Here is a 25,529-nt window from a genome sequence, read left to right as displayed (position 1 = left end):
ACGTGCTGGCGCGCCACCACCGCAGCGAGGCCGCGCTGGAAAGCTTCGAACGCGCGCTGGCCTGCCGCCCGGACTACGCCGATGCCTTCGTCAACCGCGCCAAGCTGCTCAAGGACCTGGGGCACCTCGAGGCCGCGCAGGCCGACCTCGAGCGCGCCGTCGAGCTCGAACCCGAACTCGCCGCCGCGCACTGGAACCTCGGTTTGCTGCACCTGCTGTGCGGACGCCTGGCGCAAGGCTGGCAGGGCCACGAGTGGCGCTGGAAGGTCGACCAGCTGATGCTGGGCCGCGAACGGCGCCGCTTCGACCAGCCTCTGTGGCTGGGCCAGCACGCCCCGGCGGGCAGCACCATCCTTCTATGGCCCGAGCAGGGATTGGGCGACACGATCCAGATGGCCCGCTATGCCAGGCTGCTGGCGGCGCGCGGCGCCATCGTGATCCTGGAAGTGCAGCCGCCGCTGGTGTGCCTGATGGCCGGACTGGCGAACCGCGTGCTGGCCCGGGGCGAGCCGCTGCCGGCCTTCGATTATCACTGTCCGATGATGAGCCTGCCGCTGGCTTTCGGCACCGAACTCGCCGGCATCCCCCGCGAGGCGTCTTATCTTGAGGCCGACCACGAACGGACCGCGCAATGGGACGCCCAGCTGGGCCCGGCCCGCGGCCCGCGCGTGGGCCTGGCCTGGAGCGGCAATCCGGTGCACAAGAACGACCACAACCGCAGTATCGCTTTCGACAAGCTTGCCGACGTGCTCACGCCGGCCTGCGAGTTCGTCTCGCTGCAGAAAGAATATCGCGCCTCCGACGTAGCGCTGCTGGCGGCCAGCACGGTGCGCGATGTCAGCCCCCAACTGCAGGACTTCACCGACACCGCGGCCCTGTGCGCCGCGATGGACGTCATCGTCGCGGTCGACACCAGCATTGCCCACCTGGCCGGCGCCCTCGGCAAGCCGGTCTGGATCCTGCTGCCGGAAGCCTCGGACTGGCGCTGGCTGCTCGAGCGCAGCGACAGCCCGTGGTATCCGAGCGCGCGCCTGTACCGCCAGCAACTGGGCGAGGACTGGAGCGCCGTCCTGGCGCGCGTGCGCGCCGACCTGGATGCGCTCGCGGGCGCTGGGCGATGAGCGCGCTGGTGAATGTGCCGATCGCGCCGCAGGCCGAGTCCCTGTTCGCGCAGGGGCTGGAATGGCATCGCCAGGGTTTGCTGGAGCAGGCGCTGGCCGCCTACGAACAGGCACTGCAGCTGCAGCCCGGCTACCTCGACGTGCTGCACCATATCGGCATTCTCGCCTACCAAGCGGGCGATTACGCCAGCGCCGAACAGTTCCTGCACGCCGCCATCGAGGTGGACGGCAGCGTGTCGGCGCTGCACAGCAACCTGGGCAATGTATTGAAGGCGACCGGTCGCCACGAAGCGGCGCTGGAGAGCTACGCACACGCGCTGGATCTGGACCAGGCCAATGTGGACGCCTGGTACAACTGCGGCAATACCTTGCAGGCGCTGCGCCGCTTCGACGCCGCGCTGGCCTGCTACGACCGCGCGCTCGCGCTGCAGGCGGACGATGCGCAGGCATGGAACAACCGCGCCGCCGTGTTGCAGGAACTGCGGCGCCACGACGAGGCGCTGCAAAGCTATGGCATGGCGCTGCAGCACCAGCCTGGCAACGCCGAAGCGCACTGGAACCGGGGCCTCCTGCATCTGCAGCACGGACGCTTCGCGGAAGGCTGGCGCGGCTACGAATGGCGCTGGCAGGTTGCGACTCTGTCGGTATCGCGGCAGCGCCGCGAGTTTCCGCAGCCGCTGTGGCTGGGCCGGGAAGACCTGGCGGGGAAGACCATCCTCCTGCATGCCGAACAGGGCCTCGGCGACACACTGCAGTTCTGCCGCTACGTGGACATGGTGGCCGCGCGCGGCGCCCGGGTCATCCTCGAGGTACCACCCACGCTGCTGGGACTGATGCGCACGCTGGCCGGACCGGCCAAGGTAGTGGCGCGCGGCGCGGCGCTGCCGCTCTTCGATTATCACTGTCCCTTGATGTCACTGCCGCTGGCCTTCGACAGCACGCTGGCCACTGTTCCCGCGCCTGCGGGCTACCTGCGCGCCGACGCCGGCAAGGCCGCGGCGTGGGACGCCTTGCTCGGCCCGAGGAGCAAGCTGCGCGTCGGCGTGGCATGGCGCGGCAGCCAGGCGCACAAGGACGACGATCGACGCAGCATCGATTTTGCGGTCTTCGCCAGCGTCCTGAGCCCGGCCTGCGAGTTCGTCTCGCTGCAGGACCGGCATCGTCCCGAGGATGTGCCCTTGCTGGCTGCCAGCACGGTGCGCGAGTATGGGCAGCGCCTTGCCGACTTCAGCGACACGGCTGCGCTGTGCGCGGCGGTGGATCTCGTGCTCACGGTCGATACCAGCATTGCCCACCTCGCCGGCGCGCTCGGCAAGCCGGCCTGGATCCTGTTGCCGGCCAACGCCGACTGGCGCTGGCTGCTCGAGCGCGCCGACAGTCCGTGGTATCCGTCGGCCCGCCTCGTCCGCCAGCAGCCCGGCGAGACCTGGGCTGCGGTGCTCGCGCGCGTACGCACCGGCCTTGACGCAATGGCAAGCTCGGCGAAGCCGTGAACTGGCACGGATTCATTGCTCTTAAGTTCGGATAAATCCGGCCGATAACTAGGTACATTACAGTCCGTTCAATTCGAAAAGTTTCACACGGAGGTTCAAGATGTTTGGAATGACGCAACGCGGCGTGCAAGCTTACGCCAAGGTTGGATTGGAAACCTCGGTGGTCGCCGCGTCGCCCCATGAGTTGATCGTCCTGCTGTTCGACGGCGCCCTCGCCGCGATCCACTCCGCACGACTTCACATGAAGGCTGGAAAGATTCAGGAAAAAGGGACGTCGATTTCGCGCGCCATCGAGATCGTCAACGACGGCCTGCGCGCCAGCCTCGACAAGAAGGCCGGCGGCGAGATCGCCAACAGCCTGGACAGTCTCTACATGTACATGACGGAGCGCCTGCTGCAGGCCAACCTGAAGAACTCGGTCGACATGCTCGACGAAGTGCATACCCTGCTGGCTGACCTGCGCGACGCCTGGGCCTCGATTGGCAAGACGCCGGCGCCAGCGCCAGCGACTGCCGCATCGAATGCAGCCCGGGTCCTGGCGAGTGCCTGATGATGACCCGCGACGAAATCCTGTCGACCTACGAGACACTCGAACGCATCACCGGCGACATGCTGAGTGCGGCCAGGAACGCCCAGTGGGACAGCCTGGTCGAGCTCGAACAATCATGCACGGCCCACGTGACGCGGCTGCGCGAAGGAGGCGACGTTGCACTCGGTCCGGAAGGACGCCAGCGCAAAATGGAGCTGATCAAGAAGATCCTTGATGCCGACCGTCACATTCGTGACCTGACCACGCCGTGGTTGGCACAGCTGTCGGCGATGATCAACAACACGACCACCCGGCGAAGACTGGCCAACGCCTACGGGGACGTCTAGGAGGAACGATGACGCCGCGTATCGGTCCTGGAGGCGTGTACCCGGTCGGCCAGGCCGAGCCGGTGGCGAACATCGAGGCGATCGCCCACCCCCGCCAACTGGCCAGCCAACCGTCCCTCGCGAGCCTGCTCGGCAAGTCGGTGCAGGGCCAGGTGCTGGCACGACTGGACGACGGCAGCTTCATCGTGCGTGTGAACGACCTTGCCGCACGCATGTCGCTGCCGGCCGGCGCCCAGGTCGGCAGCCAGTTGCCGCTGACCCTGGTGGCGCTGGCGCCACGTCCCACCTTCCAACTGCGGACGGATCAGGGAAGTCTCGTGCTCGCCGAAGCGGGGCTGGCGTCCGCTAAATTCGCCCATCGTCCGGATCCGCCCGCCGCACTGGTCCGCAATGTCGCGCTGTACGCCGGCGAGGCCGGGACGCCGCTGCCAGGCGCCGGCACCGGCGCCGATGGCGCGCTTGCTTCGTTCAGTCCGGCCGGCAGGCTGCTCGGCGAGGTGCTCGCCACAGCCCAGAAAAACGGCACTCCGGCGACCGCCGCCCTTGGCCGCACGCCCCTGCTGGCCGCACCGGCAACGGATGGCGAGGTGGTGGCGGCCGCACTGCAGGATGGGCTCGCGAAAAGCGGCTTGTTCTACGAGTCCCACGTGGCCGAATGGGCGCAGGGGGCGCGCCCGCAGGCAGAACTGGCGGCCGAGCCGCAGGCGCGCGGCATGGCGCCGCCGTCGGACCCGGCCACCGCCCAGCTGATCAACCTGCAGCTCAACGCCCACGAACAGGCGCGCGTCGCCTGGCAGGGACAGCTGTGGCCGGGCCAGGAACTGCGCTGGGAGATCGAACGCGATGCGCCGCAGGGCGAAGACGGCGGCGGCAATGAGGGCGATGGCAGCGATGGCGCCCAGGCCGGCTGGCAGAGCAGCTTGCGGCTGCGCTTCGGCCGGTTGGGCGAAGTGGCGGCGAAGCTCGTGCTGTCCGGCGGCCAATTGCACATCCGCCTGGACGCGCCCGAAGCCGCACGCGCGCTGCTGGAAGCCGGCAGCGGCCGCCTGGCCGATGCGCTGGACGCCGCCGGCACGCCCCTGAGCACGCTGGCGATCCACGCCGCGATTGGCAGCGATGGCACAGGACAATAAGCCTCGCCGCCAGCACGCGGTGGCGCTGGCATATGGCGCCGGCGACCCGGCGCCGAAGGTCGTAGCCAAGGGCCAGGGCCTGATGGCCGAGCAGATCATCGAACGCGCACGCGGCGCCGGCGTGTTCGTGCACGAATCGAAGGAGCTGGTGGCGCTGCTGATGCAGGTCGATCTCGACCGGCAGATTCCACCCGCCCTGTATCGCGCCATTGCCGAACTGTTAGCATGGCTTTATTATATTGAGTCAGCGCAAACTACCGGTCAGGTCTTATCCCCGCCTCCGGACGCGACGCGACTCCTGCAACCAGAAGAATCACCGGTTGGAACAGATGCAAGCAATCACTGATGCCGAACTAGAAGCCTGGCACGACTACGAAGTCGAGTCTCGCAGGGAAATCGTGGCGCTGTTGCGCCAGATCTCCGAAAAGAACCAGCTGGTCCGTGTCCTGATCAGGGGCGAGGCCGACGTTTGCGTCACCTCGATCCTCGACGTCGATCCGGACAGTAATACCATGATCCTCGACCGTCCGGTCAGCCGCGACCAGATCCAGCGCATCGTGGCAGCCGGCACGGTCCGCTGCGAGACCTCGCTCGACAAGATCCGCATCCTGTTCGGCGCCAAAGGCCTGAGCGAGATCAGCTACGACGGCGGCACCGCGCTGCGCGCCGAGCTCCCCGCCAGCCTGATCCGCCTGCAGCGGCGCGAGTTCTACCGGATGGCGACCCCGGTCAGCAATCCGGTGCGCGTGACCATTCCCATGCCCGCCGAACTGGGCGGCAAGCTGGAAGCCTTCCCGCTGGCCGACATCAGCTGCGGCGGCATCGCCATCCTCGACAACAAACAGGTGCTCGGCACGACCATCGGCGAGACCTACGTCGGCTGCCGCCTGGAGCTGCCGGAGATCGGCCCGGTCATGACCTCGCTGCAGATCCGCAACTCGCTGGACATGACGCTGCTGAACAACAAGACCAACCGCCGCCTCGGCTGCCAGTTCGTCGACATCTCGCGCGGCAACCTGGCCGCCGTGCAGCGCTACATCACCAAGCTCGAGCGCGAGCGCAACGCCCGCCTGGCCGGGCTGGTTTAAGGCATGTCCTAAATCAAACCGGGGTCAGACTCCGATTTTTGGAAACGGCCTACGGGCAATTGCCAAAATCGGGAGTCTGACCCCGGTTTGATTTGGTTTAAAGGGTAAGCCGATTACACTTGCATGTTCATGATGTCGTGATACGCCGACACCAGTTTGTTGCGCACCTGCAGGGTCGCCTGGAAGGTAATGCTGGCCTTCTGCATCGCGATCATGGTGTCGGACAGGCTCACCGAGTCGTCGCCGGCGGCGAAGCGCTTGCCCATGTCGTCGGCCTGGTTCTGGGCATTGCTGACGTTTTGCAACTGGGCTTTCAGGGCGTCCGAAAAGCTGACCTTGGACGAGGACTCCGCACTTTCCGCAGCGCCGGCCTTGCCCAGGCCGCCGACCCCGCCGATGCCGCCGGCGTTCAAGGCGGAGGCGGCCGAGGGCATGGCCGGCTTGCTGGCCGCCGCCTTCAGTTGCGCCATCATCGCTTCGATGCGGCTGCTGTCGATTCCGCCGATATTCATGTCCGCCTCTCGAGAACAGGTTGATTCAGGCTGTCAGAATATCAGCGCCACGGCAAGGGTTGGCCTCGATCAGCACCGTAAACATCCCCCTTTTCGGGGGTTTGAATGTTGCCCTACGGCTTCATAATGGCGTTCAACTACCCTAGACCCCATACCCCGACCACCCACCATGGCAACAGCAGCGGAACCACTCCTCGAGGATGACCTCGGCGCCCACGCCGAACCCAAGCCGAAGTATTGGGAAACCCCGATGGGCAAGCGCGTCGTCATCGGTGGCGCGATCGCTGCCGCGCTGGCCGTGATCGCCGCGATCTGGCTGTGGAGCTCGGCGCCCGATTACAAGGTCCTGTTCTCGAACTTCAGCGACCGCGACGGCGGTGCGATCACCGCCTCGCTCGACCAGATGGGGGTCAAGTACAAGTTTTCCGACGGCGGCACCGCGATCCTGATCCCGGCCGAGCAGGTCCACAACGTGCGCCTGAAACTGGCCGCCCAGGGCCTGCCGCGCGCCGGCAACGTCGGCTTCGAACTGCTCGAGAACCAGAAGCTGGGCACCTCGCAGTTCGTCGAGCAGGTCAACTACCAGCGCTCGCTGGAAGGCGAGCTGGCGAATTCGATCCAGGCCGTGTCCGCGGTCGCCTCGGCGCGCGTGCACCTGGCGATGCCGAAAGCGTCCGTGTTCGTGCGCGAGCAGCAGAAGCCGACCGCCTCGGTGCTGCTCAACCTGCAGCCCGGCCGCGCCCTCGACCAGGCCCAGGTCAGCGCCATCGTGCACCTGGTGGCGTCCTCGGTGCCGGAACTGACCCCGGCCAACGTGACCGTGGTCGACCAGAACGGCACCCTCCTCTCCGACACCAGCGCCCGCAACGGCAAGCAGCTCGACCCGAACCAGCTGAAGTACGTCGAGGCCCTGCAGCAGAACATCGTCAAGCAGGTCGAATCGATCATCGCCCCGATCGTCGGCCAGAACAACGTGCGCGCCGAGGCGACCGCCGAAGTGGACTTCGCCCAGGTCGACACCGCCGCCGAGATGTACAAGCCGAATTCGCCGCCGGAGCCCCAGGCGATCCGCAGCCAGCAGACCTCGGAGTCGAGCGGTCCCGGCACCCAGAACCCATCGGGCATCCCGGGCGCGCTGTCGAACCAGCCGCCGGGCGTGGCCACCGCGCCGATCGAAGGCGCCGCGCCGGCCGGCCAGCAGTCCGCCACGAGCGCCCCGACCAGTAAGAACGCGACCACCAACTACGAAGTCGACAAGACCCTGCGCTTCGAGCAGAAGCCGATGGGCGGCATCAAGCGCCTGACCGTGGGCGTGGTGGTCAACTACCGCCGCAGCGTCGATCCGAAGACCGGCAAGGTCGCGATCAAGCCGCTCGCCGCCGCCGAAGTCGCGCAGATCAACGAGCTGGTGAAGCAGGCGATGGGCTACAACCAGGCGCGCGGCGACACCCTGAACGTGGCCAACGCTCCGTTCGACGGCATCGACAAGCCGGCCGACGTCGTCCTGGACTGGTGGAAGGACCCGAACAACCTGCCGCTGGCGAAGGACGTCGCGAAATGGGTGTTCATCGCGATGGTGCTGCTGTTCCTCTGGTACCGCATCCTGCGCCCGCTGCTGAAACCCGTGATGAAGAAGTTCGACCAGGCGGTCGAGATGCCGCCGGAGCCGGAACCGGAAGTGCCGCAGCCCGAACCGGAACCCGACCACGAACAACTGGCGCGGATCGCCCGCGAGGCGGAAGAACAGAAACAGGTCATCGTCTACAAGAGCAACCTGGAGATGGCCAAGACCCTTGCGCAGAACGACCCGCGCATCGTGGCGAATGTGATCAAGGAATGGCTGGGTGCCGACTGACATGAGCGATAAAGACAAAGACATCAGCAAGGCAGCGATCCTGATGCTGGCCCTGGGCGAATCCGAAGCGGCCGAGGTGATGAAGTTCCTCGGCCCGCGCGAAGTGCTGAAGCTGGGCGCGGCGATGGCGCAGATGAAGGCGGTACAGCACGACGAGGTGCTGAGCGTGCTGAACGACTTCCGCGAGCGCGTCGACCTGCAGTCGACCGTGGGCCTGGATTCGGACGAGTACATCCGCCAGGTGCTGACCAAGGCGCTGGGCGACGACAAGGCCGCGGTGCTCCTGAACCGCATCCTGGGCGGCAAGGACGCCTCCGGCATCGAGAGCCTGAAGTGGATGGACTCGCAGTCGGTCGCGGAATTGATCCGCAACGAACACCCGCAGATCATCGCCACCATCCTGGTCCACCTCGAGCGCGACCAGGCCTGCGAGGTGCTGGCCCACTTCACGGACCGCCTGCGCAACGACGTGGTGCTGCGCATCGCCACGCTGGACGGCGTGCAGCCGGCCGCCTTGCGCGAGCTGAACGACGTGCTGACCAAGCTCCTGTCGGGCAACGAGAACATCAAGAAGTCCTCGCTGGGCGGCGTGCGCGCCGCCGCCGAGATCCTGAACTTCATGAGCGGCGACCAGGAAAGCTCGGTCATGGAGAACATCAAGAACTACGACAACGACATGGCGCAGAAGATCATGGACGAGATGTTCGTGTTCGATAACATCATCGACATCGACGACCGCGGCATCCAGCTGCTGCTGCGCGAAGTGCAGTCCGAGATGTTGATCATCGCGCTGAAAGGCGCTTCGCAGGACTTGCGCGATAAGGTCTTCAAGAACATGTCGCAGCGTGCCGCCGAGATGATGCGCGAAGACCTCGAATCGAAGGGGCCGGTGCGCCTGTCGGAAGTGGAATCCCAGCAGAAGCAGATCCTGCAGATCGTCCGCCGCCTGGCCGACGAAGGCCAGATCGTCCTGGGCGGCAAAGGTGAGGACTCGTTCGTCTAATGGTGAACTCGAAAGACTTCCAACCCATGTTCAAGCGCTGGGAAATGACCTCCTTCGGCGACGAGCGCGAAAGCAAAGTGGCCGAACGGCGCGCGGCCGAAGCCGCTGCCATGGTCGCCCAGGCCGAAGCGGCGGCACGGCGCCCGGCCGAACCGCCGCCCGCGCCGATGATCAGCGAGGCAGAGCTGGAAGAGATCCGCGAAGCCGCGCGCCAGCAGGGCTATGCCGAAGGCTTCGAGGCCGGCCAGGCCAGCGGCCATGAGGACGGCATGGCCATGGGCCGGCTTGACGCCGCGGCCGAACTGGCGCACCTGCAAGGCATCGCCGCCGCCTTCGGCGACGCCGTCACCCGGGCCGACGAAGCCATCGCCGCCGACGTGCTGGAACTGGCCCTGCACCTGGCGAAGAACATGGTGCGCACCGCCTTCGAGGTGCGCCCCGAGCTGATCCTGCCGGTGGTGCGCGAAGCGGTCGACTACCTGCCGACCCTGCAGCAACCGGCCCTCCTGGCCCTGCATCCGGAAGACGCCCTGATCGTGCGCGGCAGCATCGGCCACGAGCTCGAAAAGACCGGCTGGCGCATCGTCGAAGATGGCGGCTTGGCGCGCGGCGGCTGCCGCATCGACACCGCCAGCAACCAGATCGACGCCCAGATCGCCTCGCGCTGGCAGCGCTTGGCGCATGCGCTGGGACGCGACGTCGAGTGGCTCGGATGAGCGACGCCACGCTCGACCGTCACACGGCGCGCTGGAAGTCCTACCTGAAGGACTGCGGCAACGTGCTCGATTTCGTCGAGCCGATGCAGGTCTCGGGCCGCGTCACGCGCGTGGCCGGGCTGGTGATGGAATGCGTCGGCCTGAAGCTGGCGGTGGGCAGCGCCTGCACCATCCCGGTCGCATCGGGCGCGCGCATCGAGGCCGAAGTGGTCGGCTTCGAGGGCGAGCGCCTGTTCCTGATGCCGCAGAGCGACGTCGAAGGCGTGGTGCCCGGCTCGCGCGTGTTCCCGGTCGAACCGAGCGTGCCGAAGCCAGGCAGCGTGGATCACCCGCGCCGCCGCCCGATGGACCGCGCACGCCACCTGCCGGTCGGCTGGGGCCTGCTGGGCCGCGTGGTCGACGGCGCCGGCCGCCCGCTGGACGGCAAGGGCCCGCTCGCCACCACCGAAATGGGGCCGCTGAACGCCCGTCCGATCAATCCGCTGGAGCGCGCGCCGATCTCGGAAACGCTGGACGTGGGCGTGCGCGCCATCAATGCGATGCTGACGGTGGGCCGCGGCCAGCGTCTCGGCCTGTTCGCCGGCACCGGCGTCGGCAAGTCGGTGCTGCTCGGGATGATCGCGCGCTACACCACGGCCGACGTGATCGTGGTCGGCCTGATCGGCGAGCGCGGACGCGAGGTGAAGGAATTCATCGAGCAGATCCTGGGCGAGGACGGCCTGGCCAGGAGCGCCGTGGTCGCCGCCCCGGCCGACTCCCCTCCCCTGGTGCGCCTGCAGGGCGCGTCCTACGCCACCGCGATCGCCGAGCACTTCCGCGACCAGGGCAAGAACGTCCTCTTGATCATGGACTCGCTGACCCGCTACGCGATGGCGCAGCGCGAGATCGCCCTGGCGATCGGCGAGCCGCCCGCGACCAAGGGTTATCCGCCCTCGGTGTTCGCGAAGCTGCCGGTGCTGGTCGAACGCGCCGGCAACGGCCAGGAAGGCGGCGGTTCGATCACTGCCTTCTACACCGTGCTGTCCGAGGGCGACGACCAGCAGGACCCGATCGCCGACGCCGCGCGCGGCATCCTCGACGGCCACATCGTCCTGAACCGCAAGCTTGCCGAAGCGGGCCACTATCCGGCGATCGACATCGAGCAGTCGATCTCGCGTGCGATGCACGGCATCACCTCGCGCGAGCACCAGCAGGCGGCGCGCACGCTCAAGCAGCTGTACTCGCGCTACGAACGCGCGCGCGACCTGATCAGCGTGGGTGCCTACGTGGCCGGCACCGACCCGGTGCTGGACAAGGCGATCGCCCTGCACGAGCGCATCGAAGCCTTCCTGTGCCAGGAAATCCACGACAACGCCGACATGCTGCAGAGTTTGGGGGAATTGACCTCTCTGTTCGGCTGATTGGATGAAGCGTCCGGCCGATATACTCGATCATTATGGCCAACCCATCCGCACTCGACACCCTGATCGGCCTCGCCCAGCGCGAGTCCGACGACCGCGCCCGCCGCCTGGGCGCTGCGCTGAAGGCGCTCGAGGAAGCCGAACAGAAGCTGCAGATGCTGCTGGGCTACCGCCAGGATTATGCGGACCGCCTCGACCAGGCCCAGATGAACGGGATCACGCCCTTCGCCTACGCGAACTTCGTGGCCTTCCTGGGCAAGCTGGACAACGCGATCAACGGCCAGAAGGAAGTGATCAAGCATGCGCAGTACAAGGCCGACACGGAACGCAAGGCCCTGCAGGAGAGCGAGCGCAAACGTCTCTCCTACCGCACCCTGAACGAGCGCGCCGCAGCCCAGGCGCTGGCGGTCGAGACCAAACGCGACCAAAAAATGATGGACGATTTCGCGGCCCGGTCCGCGAGCCGAACGAGATGACGATGCAGACCACCTCCCTCCCGATCCAGCTGAACACGAACAGCCCGTCACAGGTCCAGCGCAATGGCGGGTCCGCCAGCAGCGACGCTGCGCAATTCGGCGCCATGCTGTCGAACGAACTCGATCTGCGCCAGCCCGCCCCGGCACCGGCGCCCGCCCCGAAGACGCAAGCGCCGAAGCCGCAGGCCGCCGCCAGGCCGACCCAGCCCGACGATGCGAAGGCGCCGCAGCAGGCCGCCAAACCGCAAGCAGCGGACCGGCCGGCCGACGCCAAGGATGCCGACAAGGCCGACCAGGCCAAGGAGAGCGATAGCGAGGACGGCAGCGCCGATGCGCATGCGGGCCAGGCCGGCGATCCGGCCAGCGCCATGCTGGCCCTGATGGCGAGCCTGCAGCAGCCGGCCAAGGACGCCAAAGGCGCCGCCACGGCCCAGGCCTACGACGCCCTGGGCGGGGCCACCGGCAAGGGCAAGCGCGGCGATGCCGCCCAGCTGGCGGCCCTGCAAGCGGCAATGAAGTCGGTGTCGAAGGACGGCGCCGGCATCGCCACCACCGCCGGCAAGGCCTTCTCGGACACGGCGGCCCTGAGCAACCCGGCCCTGGCTGCCGCCGGTGCCGCCCTCGTCACGGATGACAAGGCCGCAGCCGGCACCGACGCCGGCGCCAGGCTGGGCGCCGACCTGCGCGCGGCACTGACTGCGACTGCCGGCAAGGGCCAGGCCGAAGTACAACTCGATACCGCGGCGCTGAGCCTGCAGCAGGCGCGCGAGGCCGAGATGACCCGCGCCGTGCACGAACCGGTCGCCGCCGCACTGGCCCAGGCCCAGCCGGCCGTGATGGAAGCCGTGCAGGCGGCGGCCGGCGCCGCCGAGGGCCTGAGCGCGCGGGTCGGGACCGACGCCTGGGAAAACCAGGTCGGCCAGAAGATCGTCTACATGGCCGGCAGCGAAGAGCAGACCGCCTCGCTGACGCTGAACCCGCCGGACCTCGGTCCGCTGCAGGTAGTGCTCTCGGTGAGCAATGACCAGGCCAGCGTGACGTTCTCGGCGAACCAGGAAGAAGTGCGCCAGGCCCTCGAGAATGCCCTGCCGCGCCTGCGCGAGATGATGAGCGAAAGCGGCATCGCGCTGGGCAACGCCACCGTCAACGCCGGCATGCCGGACGGCCGCCAAGGCCAGGAGCAGGCGGCCCGCAACGGTGGCGGATCCGGCAACGGCAACCGCGGTCGTGGCGGCAGCGGCGGCGGGGTCGATGAAGTGGCGGCCCGACCGCAGACGCGCACCGCGATCCTGGGCGACCGCGGCATGGTCGACACGTTTGCATAAGGTAGGGTGGGCGCGGCCGGCGTAGGCACCCCGTGCCCACGCGTAAGGTTAGCGTCATACGACCATCCGCGTGGGCATAGGATGCCCACCCTGCAACAAACGCCTCAAGAAACAACGAGATAGCCCCCGTTCTCCCCTCTTTTCAACAATTGCTCCTGCTCACTTTTTCCCGATAATGACATAATGACGGGACGATCCACAGCAGCACCGAGGTATCTTGAAAGCGAATCCAAAAATGAAAGCTGATCCGAAAGCGGAGGCAGCGGCGCCGGCGGCAGGCGGCAAGAACAAGTTGTTCATGATGATCGGCGCGGCCGTGCTCGTGCTCGGCCTGGGCGGCGGCGCGGGCTGGTACTTCATGCACGGCAGCGGCGGCGCGGAAGCGTCCGGGCCGGCCAAGAAGGACCACGGCAGCAGCAAGAAGAAAAAGGAAGCGCCGCCGGAATACCTTGCGATCGAACCCTTCACCGTGAACCTGCAGCCGGAGAACGGCGACCAGTACCTGCAGGTCGCGTTCTCGCTGCAGGTCGGCGGCACCGAGCAGGTCGAACTGATCAAGACCAATATGGCCAAGGTGCGCAGCCGCGTGCTGCTGCTGCTGTCGGGCAAAAAGGCTTCCGAGATCAACACGGTCGAGGGCAAGCAGCAGTTGGCCGGGGAAATCCTGGCCGTGGTCAAGCAGCCGTTCAGCGAGCACGGCGAGGAACAGGAGGTCTCGGATGTCCTGTTCACCTCTTTCATTATCCAATGAGTATCCGGTAAAGCAGCATGGCCGATAATTTTCTCTCCCAGGAAGAAGTCGATGCCCTCCTCAAGGGGGTCAACGGCGATCAGGACGATGTCGCCGCTCCTGAAGACACCTCGGGAGTCCGCACCTATAACCTGGCAACGCAGGAGCGGATCGTCCGCGGCCGCATGCCGACGCTCGAGATCATCAACGAGCGTTTCGCCAGGTATCTGCGGGTTGGCCTGTTCAACTTCCTGCGCCGCAGCGCCGAGGTCTCGGTGGGATCGGTGCGCGTCTCGAAGTACAGCGAATTCATCCGCAACCTGGTGGTGCCGACCAACCTGAACCTGATCCACATGAAGCCCTTGCGCGGCACCGCGCTGATGGTGTTCGATCCGGGTCTGGTGTTCCTGCTGGTCGACAACCTGTTCGGCGGCGACGGCCGTTTCCACACCCGTGTGGAAGGCCGCGACTTTACCCAGACCGAGCAGCGCATCATCATGCGCATCCTCGACGTCGTGTTCGAGGCCTACACCAAGTCGTGGGAGCCGGTCTACCCGATCGAGTTCGAGTACATCCGTTCGGAGATGAACACCCAATTTGCGAACATCGCCACCCCGAACGAAGTCGTGGTATCGTCCACCTTCACCATTGAGCTCGGCTCGGTGTCGGGCCAGATCCACTTCTGCATGCCCTATTCGATGATCGAACCGATCCGCGACGCGCTGACGTCCAGCATCCAGGGCGAGGCCCTGGAAGTGGACAAACGCTGGATCCGCCTGCTGACGCAGCAGATCCAGGTGGCCGAGGTGGAGCTGGTGGCCGTGCTGGGCCACGGCAAGGCGAACTTCGACGAAATCCTGAACATGAAGGTCGGCGACGTGATCCCGATCTCGGTCCCGGAAACGATCCAGGCGACCGTGGACGGCGTGCCGGTCATGGACTGCAGTTATGGCGTCTTCAGCGGCCAGTACGCGCTGAAGGTCGAAAAACTGCTGGCCAACAGCGAAACCTTCAACAAGTAATACGACGACGAATTCCGGAGAACCTTCATGTCCGACACCCAAGACGACCAAAGCAGCCTCGACGACGATTGGGGCGCCGCGATCGCCGAGCAGGCAGCCGCGGAAGCCGCTGCGCTCGCCAGCCAGCAGCAGGCGGCCAGCGCCGCCGTGTTCAAGGACTTTTCGAACAAGGGCCCGCGCCCGGACACGCCCAACGATATCGACTTCATCCTCGATATCCCGGTACAGTTGACGGTGGAGCTGGGACGCACCAAGATCGCCATCAAGAACCTGCTGCAGCTCGCGCAGGGATCGGTGGTGGAGCTGGACGGCCTGGCCGGCGAGCCGATGGACGTGCTCGTGAACGGCTGCCTGATCGCCCAGGGCGAGGTGGTGGTCGTGAACGACAAGTTCGGCATTCGCCTCACCGACATCATCACGCCATCCGAGCGTATCCGCAAACTGAATAAATGACGACGACCGCGCGCCTCCTGAGCATCCTCGCCCTCACCTTGCCGCTGGCCGCCTGCGCGGCGCAGCCGGTGCCGGCCGGCCAGGATGTGCAGGCGGGCGGTGCGGCCGCTGCGCCTGCGGCTGCACCTGCGGCAGCTGCGCAGGCCGCCGCGGCTCCGGCTTCGCAGCCGCAGGCGCAGAGCGCCACGCCGGCCGCCCAGCCGCGCCGGTCCGCCGGCACTCCTGCCGCTGCAGGCGCTGGCGTCCCGGCCGCTGCGAATACGCCGCCGGCCGCCACGCCGGCCGCCCAACCATCCACCGTCCCGGCCGCCCAACCGTCCACCGTGCCGGCTCCGGCAGCTGACGCTCCCGTCATTAATCCGGCCAGCCCGGCCGCGCCGGAGACCACGGTCGGCGGCGGCGCCGCCAACCGTCCCGCGCCCGCCGCCGGCCCGGTCACGATGCCTTCGGGCTCGGCCACCGGCAGCCTGCTGCAGACCCTGCTGGCCCTGATCGTGGTGCTGGGCGTGCTCGGCGCCCTCGCCTGGTTCCTGAAGCGCTACGGCCCGAAGGCCGGCGGCGGCAACGCCAACCTGCGCGTGGTCGGCGCCCTCAACCTCGGCGGGCGCGAGCGCGTGCTGGTGGTCGAAGTCGGCAACCAGTGGATCGTGGTGGGCGCCTCGCCCGGCCGCATCAATGCGCTGGCCACCATGCCGAAACAGGAAGGCATGGAGCATGCGACGCTGGCGCCGCATGGAGCCAATGCGGCCCCACCCGCGAACAGCTTCGCCGACTGGCTGAAGCAGACCATCGACAAACGTAAGTAAATGCGTAAACAAACTCTCCTGCTGGCGGCGGGCCTGATCGCCTTGCCGCTGGCAGCGGCCGCGGCACCCGCCATCCCCGCCTTCACCACCAGCCCCGCACCGGGCGGCGGCACTGCCTATTCGCTGCCGGTCCAGACCCTGCTCCTGATGACGGCGCTGACCTTCATCCCGGCGGCGCTCCTGATGATGACCAGCTTCACCCGCATCATCATCGTGCTGTCGCTGCTGCGCCAGGCGCTCGGCACCCAGACCGCGCCGCCGAACCAGGTGATGGTCGGACTGGCCCTGTTCCTGACCCTGTTCGTGATGGGTCCTACCTTCGATCGCATCTACACCGAGGCCTACGTGCCGCTGCAGGAAAACCGGATCCAGATGGGCGAGGCGATGGACAAGGGCGCCGCGCCGCTGAAGGCCTTCATGCTGAAGCAGACCCGCCAGTCGGACCTGGCGCTGTTCGTGAAGATCTCGCGCACGCCGGCGCTGCAGGGGCCTGAAGACGTGCCGCTGCGGGTCCTGATCCCCTCCTTCATCACGAGCGAGCTGAAGACCGCGTTCCAGATCGGCTTTGCGATCTTCATCCCCTTCCTCATCATCGACATGGTGGTCGCCTCGGTGCTGATGTCGATGGGTATGATGATGATGTCGCCGGCGGTGATCTCGCTGCCGTTCAAGCTGATGCTGTTCGTGCTGGTCGACGGCTGGCAACTGCTGCTGGGCTCCTTGTCTCAAAGTTTTAATTAGCCAGAGCTTCAATTGAGGATACGAGCATGACTCCGGAAAGCGTCATCGCAATGGGCCGCACGGCCATGGAAGTCACCCTGATGGTGTCCGCCCCGCTGCTGCTGGTGGCCCTGATCATCGGCCTGGTGGTCAGCATCTTCCAGGCCGCCACCCAGATCAACGAGCAGACCCTGTCCTTCATCCCCAAGCTGGTCGGCGTGTTCGTCGCCCTGGTGCTGGCCGGTCCGTGGATGCTGACCGTGATGACGGACTACATGCGCAGCGTGTTCACCGGGATCCCGGGATTGATCGGTTGATCTCGTTCAGATGATCAGCTTCACCACGACCGAGCTGTATGCCTGGATCGGGGGCCTGCTGTGGCCCCTGACGCGCATCCTCGGCCTGGTGGCGGCCGCGCCGGTGTTCGGCAATACCGGCGTGCCGATGCTGGTCAAGCTGAGCCTCGGCGTGCTGCTGTCGGCGATCGTCGCGCCGACCATCACCAGCATCCCGGCGGTCGACCCGACCTCCTGGGCCGGCATCCTGATCCTGGGCCAGGAAATGCTGATCGGCGTATCGATGGGCTTCGCAATGCGCCTGGTGTTCGCCGCCATCGAGTTTGCCGGCGAAATCGCCAGCACCACCATGGGCTTCGGTTTCGCCACCTTCTTCGACCCGACCTCGGCCGGCCGCTCGTCGGCGATCAGCCAGTTCCTGGCGCTGATCGCGACCATGGCCTTCCTCGCCATGAACGCCCACCTGGTGCTGGTGCAGGCGCTGGTCGAGAGCTTCTTCACCCTGCCGATCTCCGCCACCCCGATGTCGCTCGGGGCGCCGCTCGAGATGGTGCGCTGGGGCGGCCGCATCTTCTCCGCCGGCCTGCAGATCGGCATGCCGATCATCGCCGCCATGCTGATCACCAACGTCGCGCTGGCGATCCTGACTCGCGCCGCGCCGCAGCTGAACCTGTTCGGCATCGGCTTCCCGATCACGCTGGGCGCCGGCTTCCTGGTGATCAGCCTGACGCTGCCCTACCTCGGCACGCCGCTGCAGAACCTGTTCAACCAGGGGATCGAGGCGAGCCGCCGGATTCCGCGTACCGGCGGCGAGCGGCCGGCGGCGATCGCGCCGGGAATCAGGTGATGTAGTTAAACAGCGACAGCCCCGACATCGTCTTGAACGACATCTGTGCGGCCTGCAGGGTCTGCTGCTGCTGGGTGAACAGCGAGATTGCCTTGGTCATGTCCAGATCCTTCATGTCGCTCAAGGTGCTCTGGTATTGAATGTTCAGGTTATCCCCGCTGCTATCCAGGTAATCAAGCTCTTTCAGGCGGGAACCGACCGAGGCGCGTACCGTGAGTATATTATCCAGTGCTTGGGACAAATTGGTGCTGGCCGCGGCGACGCCGTTGCTCATGAGGGCCTTGCCGGCACTGGTGCCGGTTGGCACACGCAGCGCGCCGACCAGGTTCGTGATTGTCGTGAACAGCGACTGCTTTGGGCTTGGCTGCACATCCAGGGCATCGCCATCGGCCGGCGCACCGTCCATCTTGATCGACATCCCGTCGAAGTCGATCTGCTGGCCGCCGGTGTAGGTACCGGCCGCCCTGGCGGTGTTGGTGGCGGCGTCGGTCACGGTGTAGGTCGTCACCGCCGGCGTCCCCGTTACCTGGAACTTCACGGTGTAGTTATGGCCGGTCAACTGCGTGCTGTCCGTCACTGCGGCCGTGGTGCTCACGACGTTGCCCTGGTTGGTGCCGCGGGCGTTGACTTGGAAAGTGCCGTTCCCGGTTGGGATGTTGTCGAATATGTTGCTGCCGGTCTCGCTCATTGCCATATTTCGGGTCGATCCCACCTTCAGCGAGCGCTGGCCCTGGTCGCCCTGGTAGGTGGCGCCGGTCGACGTCTGCACAAAGGGCTTGGTGTTCGTCTGGTAGCCCGAGAACAGGTAGGCGCCGGTGCCGTCGGCCGTGTTGGCCACGCCCAGCAGATCGACCATGCGCGCCTCCAGTTCGGTCGCCAGCATCCCGCGTTCGGAATCGGACAGCGTGCCATTCCCTGCCTGCACCGTCAGCGTCTGCACGTCCTGCAGCAGGCCCGTGGCATCGTCGAGCGCATTCTCCACCAGCGACAAGGACGACTTGGCATTGGCGCGGTTGGTGCCGAACTGGGTATTCATCGACTGCGACTGCGTGACCTCCAACGCCCGCGCCGAGGCAATCGGGTCGTCCGCCGCGGTCAGGACGCGTGTATTGCTGGACAGCTGCATCTGCGTCTTGGCCATCTGGGCCTGCAGCGTGTTGAGTTTGGTGGTGCCGATCGCGAAGATGGCACTGGTACTGATTCTTAATGTCACGGCTTCTTCCGCTTATTGTTAACCGCCGATGGACAGCAGCGCATTGAAGATGGTGTCGGCCACCTGCATCACCTTGCCGCAGGCCTGGTAAGCCTGCTGGTACTTGAGTAGATTGGCCGCTTCCTCGTCCAGGTTCACGCCCGACACGTTGTTGGCCGCTCCCTGGGCCTGCTCCAGCTGCACCGCGCTGGCTTCCGCATTGACCTGTACTTCGCGAGTCTTGTTGCCGATCGCGCTGACGATGTGCGCGTAGGCCGACTGGTACGTCGCGGTCCCGCCATCGAGAATGGTCTTCGACTGCAGGTCGCCCAGCAGGCCGGCGTTGCGGGTATCGCCCGGACCGGTGTTGCGCTGGATGGTAAAGGTGTCGCCGTCCTGCGGTGCCCCGGTCAGCGTGAAGCTCATGCCGGCCACGGTATAGGTCGCGCCATCCTTGAACGGGACCGGATCGCCGGCGGCGATGTCGGTGCTCACGCCGCCAAGCACCATCTTCACCGCCTGGCCCGCCGGCAGGCCGCCCAGCTGACCGCCCGTGTAGGTGATGTTCACCGGGCCGGCGAGCGGTCCGGCCAGGTAGTCCTTGGTGACCACGCCTTCACTGATCTTGGCGGTGCCCTTGTTTGTCAGCGGGATGCTGGTGGCGATCGGCGCACCGGCCGCGACCTGCGAGACGTCGCTCAGCGCCAGCTTCAGGCCGGCGGCGCCGTTGATGGTCGGGCGCACCAGGAAGTTGTCGCCGGCCGCGACCTTGGTACCCGTGATCGAATAGGACATGCCGTCGATCACCTGCGGATTGGTGGTGATGTCCCAGGGGTGGTTATCCGACAGTCGGATCACCTGGTACTTGGAGCCGTTGTACTGAACCTTGTAGTCGCTGGTGGTCAGCTTGGTGGCGTCGGCAACCGTGGCGGTAATCGTGGTGTCGGTGGTCTGGTTGTTGTTGACGTTCTTGGTGACCTCGGCCGGCGCCACGGTGAAGAAGTCGCCGCCCGGATTGCCGTTCGCGTCCAGGCCCAGGTGATGCTGGTCGTTGAAGGTCTGGGCCAGGCCCAGCGCAATGCGGCCCAGCGAGTTCTGGGCCAGGTCGAGCGACTTGGTGCGGAATTCCAGTACGCCGCCGAGGGCGCCGCCGGTGAGCGCGTTCTCCGGCAGCGGCGTCAGCTTGCCGCCGGTGACGTAGCCGATCGTCACGCGGGTCTGGTCGGTCGGTGAATTCATGGCCGCCAGCTGGAACGAGCTCGAGCCGACCACCAGCGGCTGGCCGTTGCCGATCGAGACCGTCAGCATGTTGTTGTCGCCCGGGATGACGCTGGCCTTGACCTGCTTGTTCAGGTCCATGATCAGCTGGTCGCGCTTGTCCACCAGGTCGTTCGGCAGGTTCAGGCTGTCGCCCGCGGACAGCTTGCCGATCTGGTCGTTCAGCCCGGCGATCTGCGAGGCATAGGTGTTGACCAGGGTGACACTGGAGGTGATCTGGGTGTTCACGCCCTTGCGGATCTCTTCCAGGCGCCCGTTCACGCTCTGGAAGCGCGCGGCCAGGGTGTCGGCCGAGCTCAGCAGCGCGCCGCGCGAGGGCAGACCGGCGTGGTCGCCGGTCAGGTTCTGCACCGCCGAGAAGAAATCCTGCAGCGCCGGCGACAGGCCGGAGGTGGTGTCGGACAGCAGGTTGTCGATCTGGGTGACCTGGGCCTGGTAGGCATCGAGCCCGCTGCTGGACGCCTGGGCGGTGCGCACCTGGGCGTTCAGGAACTCGTCCGAATAGCGCTTGACCTGGGCGATCTGGGTGCCGGTGCCGATGAATCCATTGCTGCCCCCCATCGCGATCGACGCTTCCTGCACCACCGCCTGGCGGCTGTAGCCCGCCACGTTGGCGTTGGTGATGTTATGGCCGGTCGTCGACAGCGCCGCCTGGGCCGCATACAAACCGGACTTGCCGATGCTGAGGAGGGACATGTGCTCTTCTTCCTATACGTATCTTGTTTTCGGCAGGACGCGCCGAAACTTTATGCCAGCGAGTGCTTGATGATGCGCGACAGCTTGGCGGCGTATTGCGGGTCGGTGGCGTAGCCGGCGCGCTGCAGGCCGTGGGCGAAGGTGGTGGCGTCGCCGCCATGCGCCAGCACTTTTTCGTAGCGCGGGTTATTGCTCAGCATCTTCGCGTAGTCCTTGAACGCATCCGCATGCGAAGCGTAGGAGCGGAATTTTTCGACGCGCGCATGCGGCTTGCCGTTCACGTACTCGGTGGTCACGGCCGTGGCGACCTTGCCCTTCCAGCCCGGGCCGGCCTTGATGCCGAACAGGTTGTTGCTGGAGCTTCCGTCCTGGTTGCGGATCACGCGCTTGCCCCAGCCGGTTTCCAGTGCCGCCTGGCCCATCATGAACTTGGCCGGCACGCCGGTGGCGCGCTCGGCTTCCTCGGCGGCGTCGGCCAGCTTGTCCTGGAAGGCGCGCACGTGGGCCGGCTTGCCGGCGCTGGTGGTGCTGCGCGCGCTGCCAGTGAGGCCCGAGGCGGCGGCCGCGCCGTCGGTCGACATGGTGTCGGCGTCGCGCTGCAGACGGGCCGCGCCGGTGCCCTGCCCGGCGCCCGGGGTGGAGCCGATTGCCAGGGCGCCTGACTGCATCTCCTTGGCCAGCGCCTGGCCGGACTGCTGCGCCGTCAGCTGGCGCACCAGCACGTCGGCCAGGCCGATGCCGCGCTTGGCCAGCTTCTGGCTCATCTGCTGGTCGAGCATGGTGGTGAAGGTCCTGGTCTCCTGGCTGTCCATCGGACCGTCCTGCGGCGTGGCGTCGCGCATGCTCTTCATCATCATGTTGACGAACATGGATTCGAATTGCGTCGCCGCGCCTTTCAAGGCTTCCGGCGAACCGGCCTTGGCGGACTGTTTCAGGTCGCCGAGGCTGTTGGTATCGAGCGCGAATTTTCCGGACAGGTCTGAGGTCGAGCCGAGCATGGTGGGCCTTCGTGGTCTTTTAGATGATCTCGAGTTCGGCGCGCAGCGAGCCGGCGGCCTTCAGGGCCTGCAGGATCGCCAGCAGGTCTTGCGGGGTCGCGCCGATCGCGTTCATCGCCTTGACGACGTCGGCCAGCGAGGCGCCGCTGTTCAGCAGGATGACCTTGCCGGCGTCCTTCTTCAGCGCTACCGACGGGTTCTGGGTGACGACGGTGGCGCCGCGCGAACGGCTAGGGGGCTGGCTGACCTGCGTGTCAACGCCGATCGACACCGACAGGTTGCCGTGCGAGATCGCGCAGCTGTCCAGGGTCACGGCGCGGTTCATCACCACCGAGCCGGTGCGCGCATTCAGGATCACCTTGGCGGCGGCTTCGGCCGGCTTGACGTCCATGTTTTCCAGGATGCCCAGGAAGGACACCCGCTGGTCGCTCGACGAGGGCACGCGCACGCGGATCACGCGGCCGTCCAGCGCGGTGGCGATGCCCGGGCCGAACTTGTCGTTGACCGCCTCGACCACGCGGCTGGCGGTGGCGAAGTCGGTGGTGTTCAGTTCCAGCCTGACCTGGTTGTCGGCGCCGAGGTTCGAGGCGACCGCGCGTTCGACGGTGGCGCCGGCCGAGATACGGCCGACCGCCAGCTGGTTCACCTGCACCGAGGCGCCGCCGCCCGAGCCCCCTGCTCCGCCGACCAGCACGTTACCCTGGGCCATGGCATAGACCTGGCCATCGGCGCCCTGCAGCGGCGTCATCAGGAGCGTGCCGCCGCGCAGGCTTTTCGCATTGCCCATCGAGGACACGGTCACGTCGATGGTCTGGCCCGGCTGGGCGAAGGCCGGCAGCGAGGTGGTGACCATCACGGCCGCCACGTTCTTCAGCTGCAACTGGGTGCCGGGCGGCAGGCTGATGCCCTTCTGCTGCAGCATCGCCATGATCGACTGCACGGTGAACGGGGTCTGGGTGGTCTGGTCGCCGGTGCCGTCGAGGCCGACCACGATGCCGTAGCCGGACAGCTGGTTCTGGCGCACGCCGCCGAAGCTGGCGATGTCCTTCAGGCGCTCGGCCTGGGCCGGGGTCGACAGGATCGGGCCCAGGAGGGCGGTGGCCAGGATGAGCAGTTTTAAGTTAGTCATATTCAGTCGGGGTCAGAGCCCACCCGCGTATCAGTCAGTTGGGGTCAGAGCCCACCCGCGTGAACCGGGCTCTGACCCCAAATAATTAAGCTTTTAAAATGGCAGCAGCGACTGGAAGAAGCGCGACATCATCGAGGTGAATTCGGCGCGGTCGATCTGGCTGTTGGTGCGGTACTCGACGCGGGCGTCGGCCACCAGGGTCGACGACACCACGTTGCCCGGCTGGATCGTATCCGGGTTGACCATGCCGGAGAAGCGGATGAATTCGACCCCCTTGTTCATCGCGACCTGCTTCTCGCCGACCACGATCAGGTTGCCATTCGGGAGCACCTCCGAGACCGTCACGCCGATCGTACCGGTGAAGGCGTTCGAGGCGGTCTGGGTGTCGCCGTCGGCGAACTTGTTGGCGGTGCTGGCGGAGATGTTCGCGCCCAGCCTGCCGGAAAGCGGTCCCGGCACGCCGAAGCTGGCGCTGCCCGACTTGTTGCCGGTGCTGGCGCCACTCTTGTTGGCGGAGGTCTTCTCGACGATGCTGACGGTCAGGATGTCGCCGATGTGGCGCGCGCGGCGGTCCTCGAACATCGGACGGAAGGTGCTGGCGTTGTAGATCGCGCCTTCGGAAGGCACCCCGGTATCGGCGATCATCGGGCGCACCGAGGTCGGGCCCTTGACGATCGAGGTCGGGGTGGCGGCGCAGCCGGCCAGGGCCAGGGCTGCCATCAGCACCAGGCCGTTCAAAACGTTTTTCATAACTGTGCCAGCTTCTGCAGCATCTGGTCGGAAGTCGTGATCGCCTTCGAGTTGATCTCGTACGCGCGCTGGGTGGTGATCATGTTGACCATCTCCTCCACCACGTTCACGTTCGAGGTTTCGACATAGCCCTGCATCAGCGCGCCGGCGCCGTTGGTGCCCGGGGTGTTGGCGTTCGCGGTGCCGGACGCGCCGGTCTCGACGTACAGGTTCTCGCCGCGCGATTCCAGGCCGGCCGGGTTCACGAAGGTGTTCAGCTGGATCGAGCCGATCTGGGTCGGGGCGGCCTGGCCCGGGGTCGTCACCGACACGGTGCCGTCGCGGCCCACGGTCAGCGACAGCGCGTTGTTCGGGACCGTGATCGGCGGCTGCAGCACGTAGCCGCTGGAGGTGACCAGCTGGCCGTTGGCGTCGGTCTGGAAGGAACCGTCACGGGTGTAGGCCTGGCTGCCGTCCGGCAGCAGCACCTGGAAGTAGCCGGCACCGTTGACCATCACGTCCTTGTCGTTGCCGGTCTGCTGCGGATTGCCTTGGGTGTGGACGCGCTCGGTGGCGACGGCGCGCACGCCGGTGCCGATCTGCAGGCCGGACGGCAGCTGGGTCTGTTGCGAGGACTGGGCGCCGGGCTGGCGCACGTTCTGGTACAGCAGGTCCTCGAACACCGCACGCGACTTCTTGAAGCCGTTGGTGCTGACGTTCGCGAGGTTGTTGGTGATGACGTCGAGGTTGGTCTGCTGCGCTTCGAGGCCGGTCTTGGCGATGAATAAGGAACGGATCATGGTGGAGTTCTCCTGACGGCGACGGAACTCCATCGCCCACCATGAAATTATGTCCCAGAAGCAATCAAGTCAAAGCGAGGATCTGGGTGGCTTTCGTCGCGTTATTCTCGGCGTTCTTCAGCAGGCTCATTTGGGTTTCGAAGGAGCGCGCCAGCGAGATCATGCTCACCATGGAGTCGACCGCCGACACGTTGCTGCCCTCGAGGGCGCCGCCGGCCACCGTCACGGCGGGGTCGGCCTGGGCGCTGCTGCCGTCCTTCAGGCGGAACATGCCGTCGTCGCCGCGCACCAGGTCGGCCTGGTTCGGATTCACCAGCTTGATCCGGCCCAGCACCGTGGGCGCGGCCGGCGTGGTGGTGGTCGAGAGCGTCGAGATGGTGCCGTCGCTGCCGACCGCCACGGTGACATCGGGCGGGATCGTGATAGGGCCGCCTTCGCCGGCAATGCTCAGGCCGTTCGAGGTCTGCAGGATGCCGTTCGGGCTGATCTGCAGCGAACCGTTGCGGGTGTACGACTCGGTGCCGTCCGGGTTCTGGACCGCGATCCAGCCCTTGCCCTTGATCGCGACATCGAGGTCGCGCCCCGTCACCTGCATCGACCCGGAGGAGAAATCGGCGCCGCTCGTGTTGTCCACCACGAAGGTACGCGTGGGCAGCCCCCCGCCCTGGACCGGCACCGCGCGGAAGGTATCGAACTGCGCGCGAAAGCCGGTGGTGCTGACGTTCGCGAGGTTGTTCGAGGTGGTCGCCTGCTGTTCCAAGATGTGCTTGGCGCCGCTGGCTGCCGTGTAAATCAAGCGATCCATGATTTTCCTCTAACCGGGGTCAGAGCCCGA

At 66.5% G+C, this 25,529-nt stretch carries 28 protein-coding genes; 20 read left to right on the top strand and 8 right to left on the bottom strand.

Going from position 1 to position 25,529, the window contains the following annotated elements; translation table 11 throughout:
* The 7 genes from ACI48D_RS04280 to ACI48D_RS04250 form a co-directional block, all read left to right on the top strand.
* On the top strand, positions 1 to 1,121 hold a 1,121-nt coding region (locus ACI48D_RS04280; RefSeq protein ID WP_435569965.1), incomplete at its 5' end, for a tetratricopeptide repeat protein.
* A complete protein-coding gene (locus ACI48D_RS04275) occupies positions 1,118 to 2,614 on the top strand; it encodes a tetratricopeptide repeat protein (protein ID WP_435569964.1) in 1,497 nt (498 codons plus the stop codon). The genes ACI48D_RS04280 and ACI48D_RS04275, both read left to right, overlap by 4 nt.
* Before the next feature lie 100 nt (positions 2,615 to 2,714).
* Positions 2,715 to 3,164, top strand: a complete 450-nt coding sequence (fliS, locus tag ACI48D_RS04270) for a flagellar export chaperone FliS (protein WP_435569963.1) — start codon at positions 2,715 to 2,717, stop codon at positions 3,162 to 3,164.
* Positions 3,164 to 3,490, top strand: a complete 327-nt coding sequence (locus ACI48D_RS04265) for a flagellar protein FliT (RefSeq protein ID WP_435569962.1) — start codon at positions 3,164 to 3,166, stop codon at positions 3,488 to 3,490. Before fliS ends, ACI48D_RS04265 begins: the two co-directional genes overlap by 1 nt.
* Positions 3,491 to 3,498: 8 nt before the next feature.
* The gene (locus ACI48D_RS04260; protein WP_435569961.1) at positions 3,499 to 4,623 is read left to right on the top strand and encodes a flagellar hook-length control protein FliK; all 1,125 of its coding nucleotides are present in this window, start codon (positions 3,499 to 3,501) and stop codon (positions 4,621 to 4,623) included.
* Complete coding sequence (locus ACI48D_RS04255) at positions 4,607 to 4,969, top strand: EscU/YscU/HrcU family type III secretion system export apparatus switch protein (RefSeq protein WP_435569960.1); 363 nt, start codon at positions 4,607 to 4,609, stop codon at positions 4,967 to 4,969. The genes ACI48D_RS04260 and ACI48D_RS04255 overlap by 17 nt, the downstream gene beginning before the upstream one ends.
* Entirely contained in the window at positions 4,953 to 5,711 is a 759-nt protein-coding gene (locus ACI48D_RS04250) for a flagellar brake protein (RefSeq protein ID WP_435569959.1), read from the top strand. Before ACI48D_RS04255 ends, ACI48D_RS04250 begins: the two co-directional genes overlap by 17 nt.
* A gap of 113 nt (positions 5,712 to 5,824) precedes the next feature.
* Here ACI48D_RS04250 and fliE read toward each other — a convergent pair whose 3' ends face one another.
* Positions 5,825 to 6,223 (bottom strand): flagellar hook-basal body complex protein FliE, encoded by a 399-nt coding sequence (gene fliE, locus ACI48D_RS04245; protein WP_435569958.1) that lies wholly within the window; start codon positions 6,221 to 6,223, stop codon positions 5,825 to 5,827.
* A 169-nt stretch (positions 6,224 to 6,392) separates the two neighbouring features.
* Here fliE and fliF point away from each other — a divergent pair, with 169 nt between their 5' ends.
* The 13 genes from fliF to fliR all read left to right on the top strand — a co-directional run bounded on the left by fliF (position 6,393) and on the right by fliR (position 17,872).
* Positions 6,393 to 8,078, top strand: coding sequence for a flagellar basal-body MS-ring/collar protein FliF (gene fliF / locus ACI48D_RS04240; RefSeq protein WP_435569957.1), 1,686 nt, complete (start codon positions 6,393 to 6,395; stop codon positions 8,076 to 8,078).
* Position 8,079: 1 nt separating this feature from the next.
* Positions 8,080 to 9,081 (top strand): flagellar motor switch protein FliG, encoded by a 1,002-nt coding sequence (gene fliG, locus ACI48D_RS04235; protein ID WP_435569956.1) that lies wholly within the window; start codon positions 8,080 to 8,082, stop codon positions 9,079 to 9,081.
* Positions 9,081 to 9,797 carry a flagellar assembly protein FliH gene (locus tag ACI48D_RS04230; RefSeq protein WP_435569955.1) on the top strand — a complete coding sequence of 239 codons (717 nt, stop codon included), beginning with the start codon at positions 9,081 to 9,083 and terminating at the stop codon, positions 9,795 to 9,797. Before fliG ends, ACI48D_RS04230 begins: the two co-directional genes overlap by 1 nt.
* Entirely contained in the window at positions 9,794 to 11,197 is a 1,404-nt protein-coding gene (gene fliI, locus ACI48D_RS04225) for a flagellar protein export ATPase FliI (RefSeq protein WP_435569954.1), read from the top strand. Before ACI48D_RS04230 ends, fliI begins: the two co-directional genes overlap by 4 nt.
* A 35-nt stretch (positions 11,198 to 11,232) precedes the next feature.
* Complete coding sequence (gene fliJ, locus ACI48D_RS04220) at positions 11,233 to 11,673, top strand: flagellar export protein FliJ (RefSeq protein ID WP_435569953.1); 441 nt, start codon at positions 11,233 to 11,235, stop codon at positions 11,671 to 11,673.
* A gap of 2 nt (positions 11,674 to 11,675) precedes the next feature.
* Positions 11,676 to 12,998: a flagellar hook-length control protein FliK gene (locus ACI48D_RS04215; protein ID WP_435569952.1), complete on the top strand. Its 1,323-nt coding sequence runs from the start codon at positions 11,676 to 11,678 to the stop codon at positions 12,996 to 12,998.
* Positions 12,999 to 13,233: 235 nt separating this feature from the next.
* Positions 13,234 to 13,749 (top strand): flagellar basal body-associated protein FliL, encoded by a 516-nt coding sequence (fliL, locus tag ACI48D_RS04210; protein WP_435569951.1) that lies wholly within the window; start codon positions 13,234 to 13,236, stop codon positions 13,747 to 13,749.
* A 17-nt stretch (positions 13,750 to 13,766) separates the two neighbouring features.
* The gene (gene fliM / locus ACI48D_RS04205) at positions 13,767 to 14,750 is read left to right on the top strand and encodes a flagellar motor switch protein FliM (protein WP_435569950.1); all 984 of its coding nucleotides are present in this window, start codon (positions 13,767 to 13,769) and stop codon (positions 14,748 to 14,750) included.
* Positions 14,751 to 14,777: 27 nt separating this feature from the next.
* Positions 14,778 to 15,203: a flagellar motor switch protein FliN gene (gene fliN, locus ACI48D_RS04200; RefSeq protein ID WP_435569949.1), complete on the top strand. Its 426-nt coding sequence runs from the start codon at positions 14,778 to 14,780 to the stop codon at positions 15,201 to 15,203.
* Entirely contained in the window at positions 15,200 to 16,009 is an 810-nt protein-coding gene (gene fliO, locus ACI48D_RS04195; protein ID WP_435569948.1) for a flagellar biosynthetic protein FliO, read from the top strand. Before fliN ends, fliO begins: the two co-directional genes overlap by 4 nt.
* Positions 16,010 to 16,750: a flagellar type III secretion system pore protein FliP gene (gene fliP / locus ACI48D_RS04190; RefSeq protein WP_435569947.1), complete on the top strand. Its 741-nt coding sequence runs from the start codon at positions 16,010 to 16,012 to the stop codon at positions 16,748 to 16,750.
* Between the two features lie 26 nt (positions 16,751 to 16,776).
* Positions 16,777 to 17,046, top strand: coding sequence for a flagellar biosynthesis protein FliQ (fliQ, locus tag ACI48D_RS04185; RefSeq protein WP_047824186.1), 270 nt, complete (start codon positions 16,777 to 16,779; stop codon positions 17,044 to 17,046).
* 10 nt (positions 17,047 to 17,056) lie between these two features.
* Positions 17,057 to 17,872, top strand: coding sequence for a flagellar biosynthetic protein FliR (gene fliR, locus ACI48D_RS04180; protein ID WP_435569946.1), 816 nt, complete (start codon positions 17,057 to 17,059; stop codon positions 17,870 to 17,872).
* On the opposite strand, the gene flgL is transcribed toward fliR, so the two are convergent.
* The 7 genes from flgL to flgF all read right to left on the bottom strand — a co-directional run bounded on the left by flgL (position 17,865) and on the right by flgF (position 25,499).
* Entirely contained in the window at positions 17,865 to 19,085 is a 1,221-nt protein-coding gene (gene flgL, locus ACI48D_RS04175; protein ID WP_435569945.1) for a flagellar hook-associated protein FlgL, read from the bottom strand. The genes fliR and flgL overlap by 8 nt on opposite strands.
* An 18-nt stretch (positions 19,086 to 19,103) precedes the next feature.
* Positions 19,104 to 21,038, bottom strand: a complete 1,935-nt coding sequence (gene flgK / locus ACI48D_RS04170; RefSeq protein ID WP_435569944.1) for a flagellar hook-associated protein FlgK — start codon at positions 21,036 to 21,038, stop codon at positions 19,104 to 19,106.
* 50 nt (positions 21,039 to 21,088) lie between these two features.
* Entirely contained in the window at positions 21,089 to 22,036 is a 948-nt protein-coding gene (gene flgJ / locus ACI48D_RS04165) for a flagellar assembly peptidoglycan hydrolase FlgJ (RefSeq protein WP_435569943.1), read from the bottom strand.
* 19 nt (positions 22,037 to 22,055) lie between these two features.
* Positions 22,056 to 23,165, bottom strand: coding sequence for a flagellar basal body P-ring protein FlgI (locus ACI48D_RS04160; RefSeq protein WP_435569942.1), 1,110 nt, complete (start codon positions 23,163 to 23,165; stop codon positions 22,056 to 22,058).
* A gap of 93 nt (positions 23,166 to 23,258) precedes the next feature.
* A complete protein-coding gene (locus tag ACI48D_RS04155) occupies positions 23,259 to 23,915 on the bottom strand; it encodes a flagellar basal body L-ring protein FlgH (protein ID WP_435569941.1) in 657 nt (218 codons plus the stop codon).
* Positions 23,912 to 24,694 carry a flagellar basal-body rod protein FlgG gene (flgG, locus tag ACI48D_RS04150; protein ID WP_435569940.1) on the bottom strand — a complete coding sequence of 261 codons (783 nt, stop codon included), beginning with the start codon at positions 24,692 to 24,694 and terminating at the stop codon, positions 23,912 to 23,914. Before flgG ends, ACI48D_RS04155 begins: the two co-directional genes overlap by 4 nt.
* Before the next feature lie 64 nt (positions 24,695 to 24,758).
* Positions 24,759 to 25,499, bottom strand: a complete 741-nt coding sequence (gene flgF / locus ACI48D_RS04145) for a flagellar basal-body rod protein FlgF (RefSeq protein ID WP_435569939.1) — start codon at positions 25,497 to 25,499, stop codon at positions 24,759 to 24,761.
* Positions 25,500 to 25,529 lie beyond the last annotated feature (30 nt).

The organism is Massilia sp. LXY-6 (genome assembly GCF_051233485.1).
Classification (GTDB): Bacteria; Pseudomonadota; Gammaproteobacteria; order Burkholderiales; family Burkholderiaceae_D; genus Telluria.
Note: the sequence above shows the minus strand (reverse complement) of the source record. Positions and strands in the feature narration are given on the sequence as shown.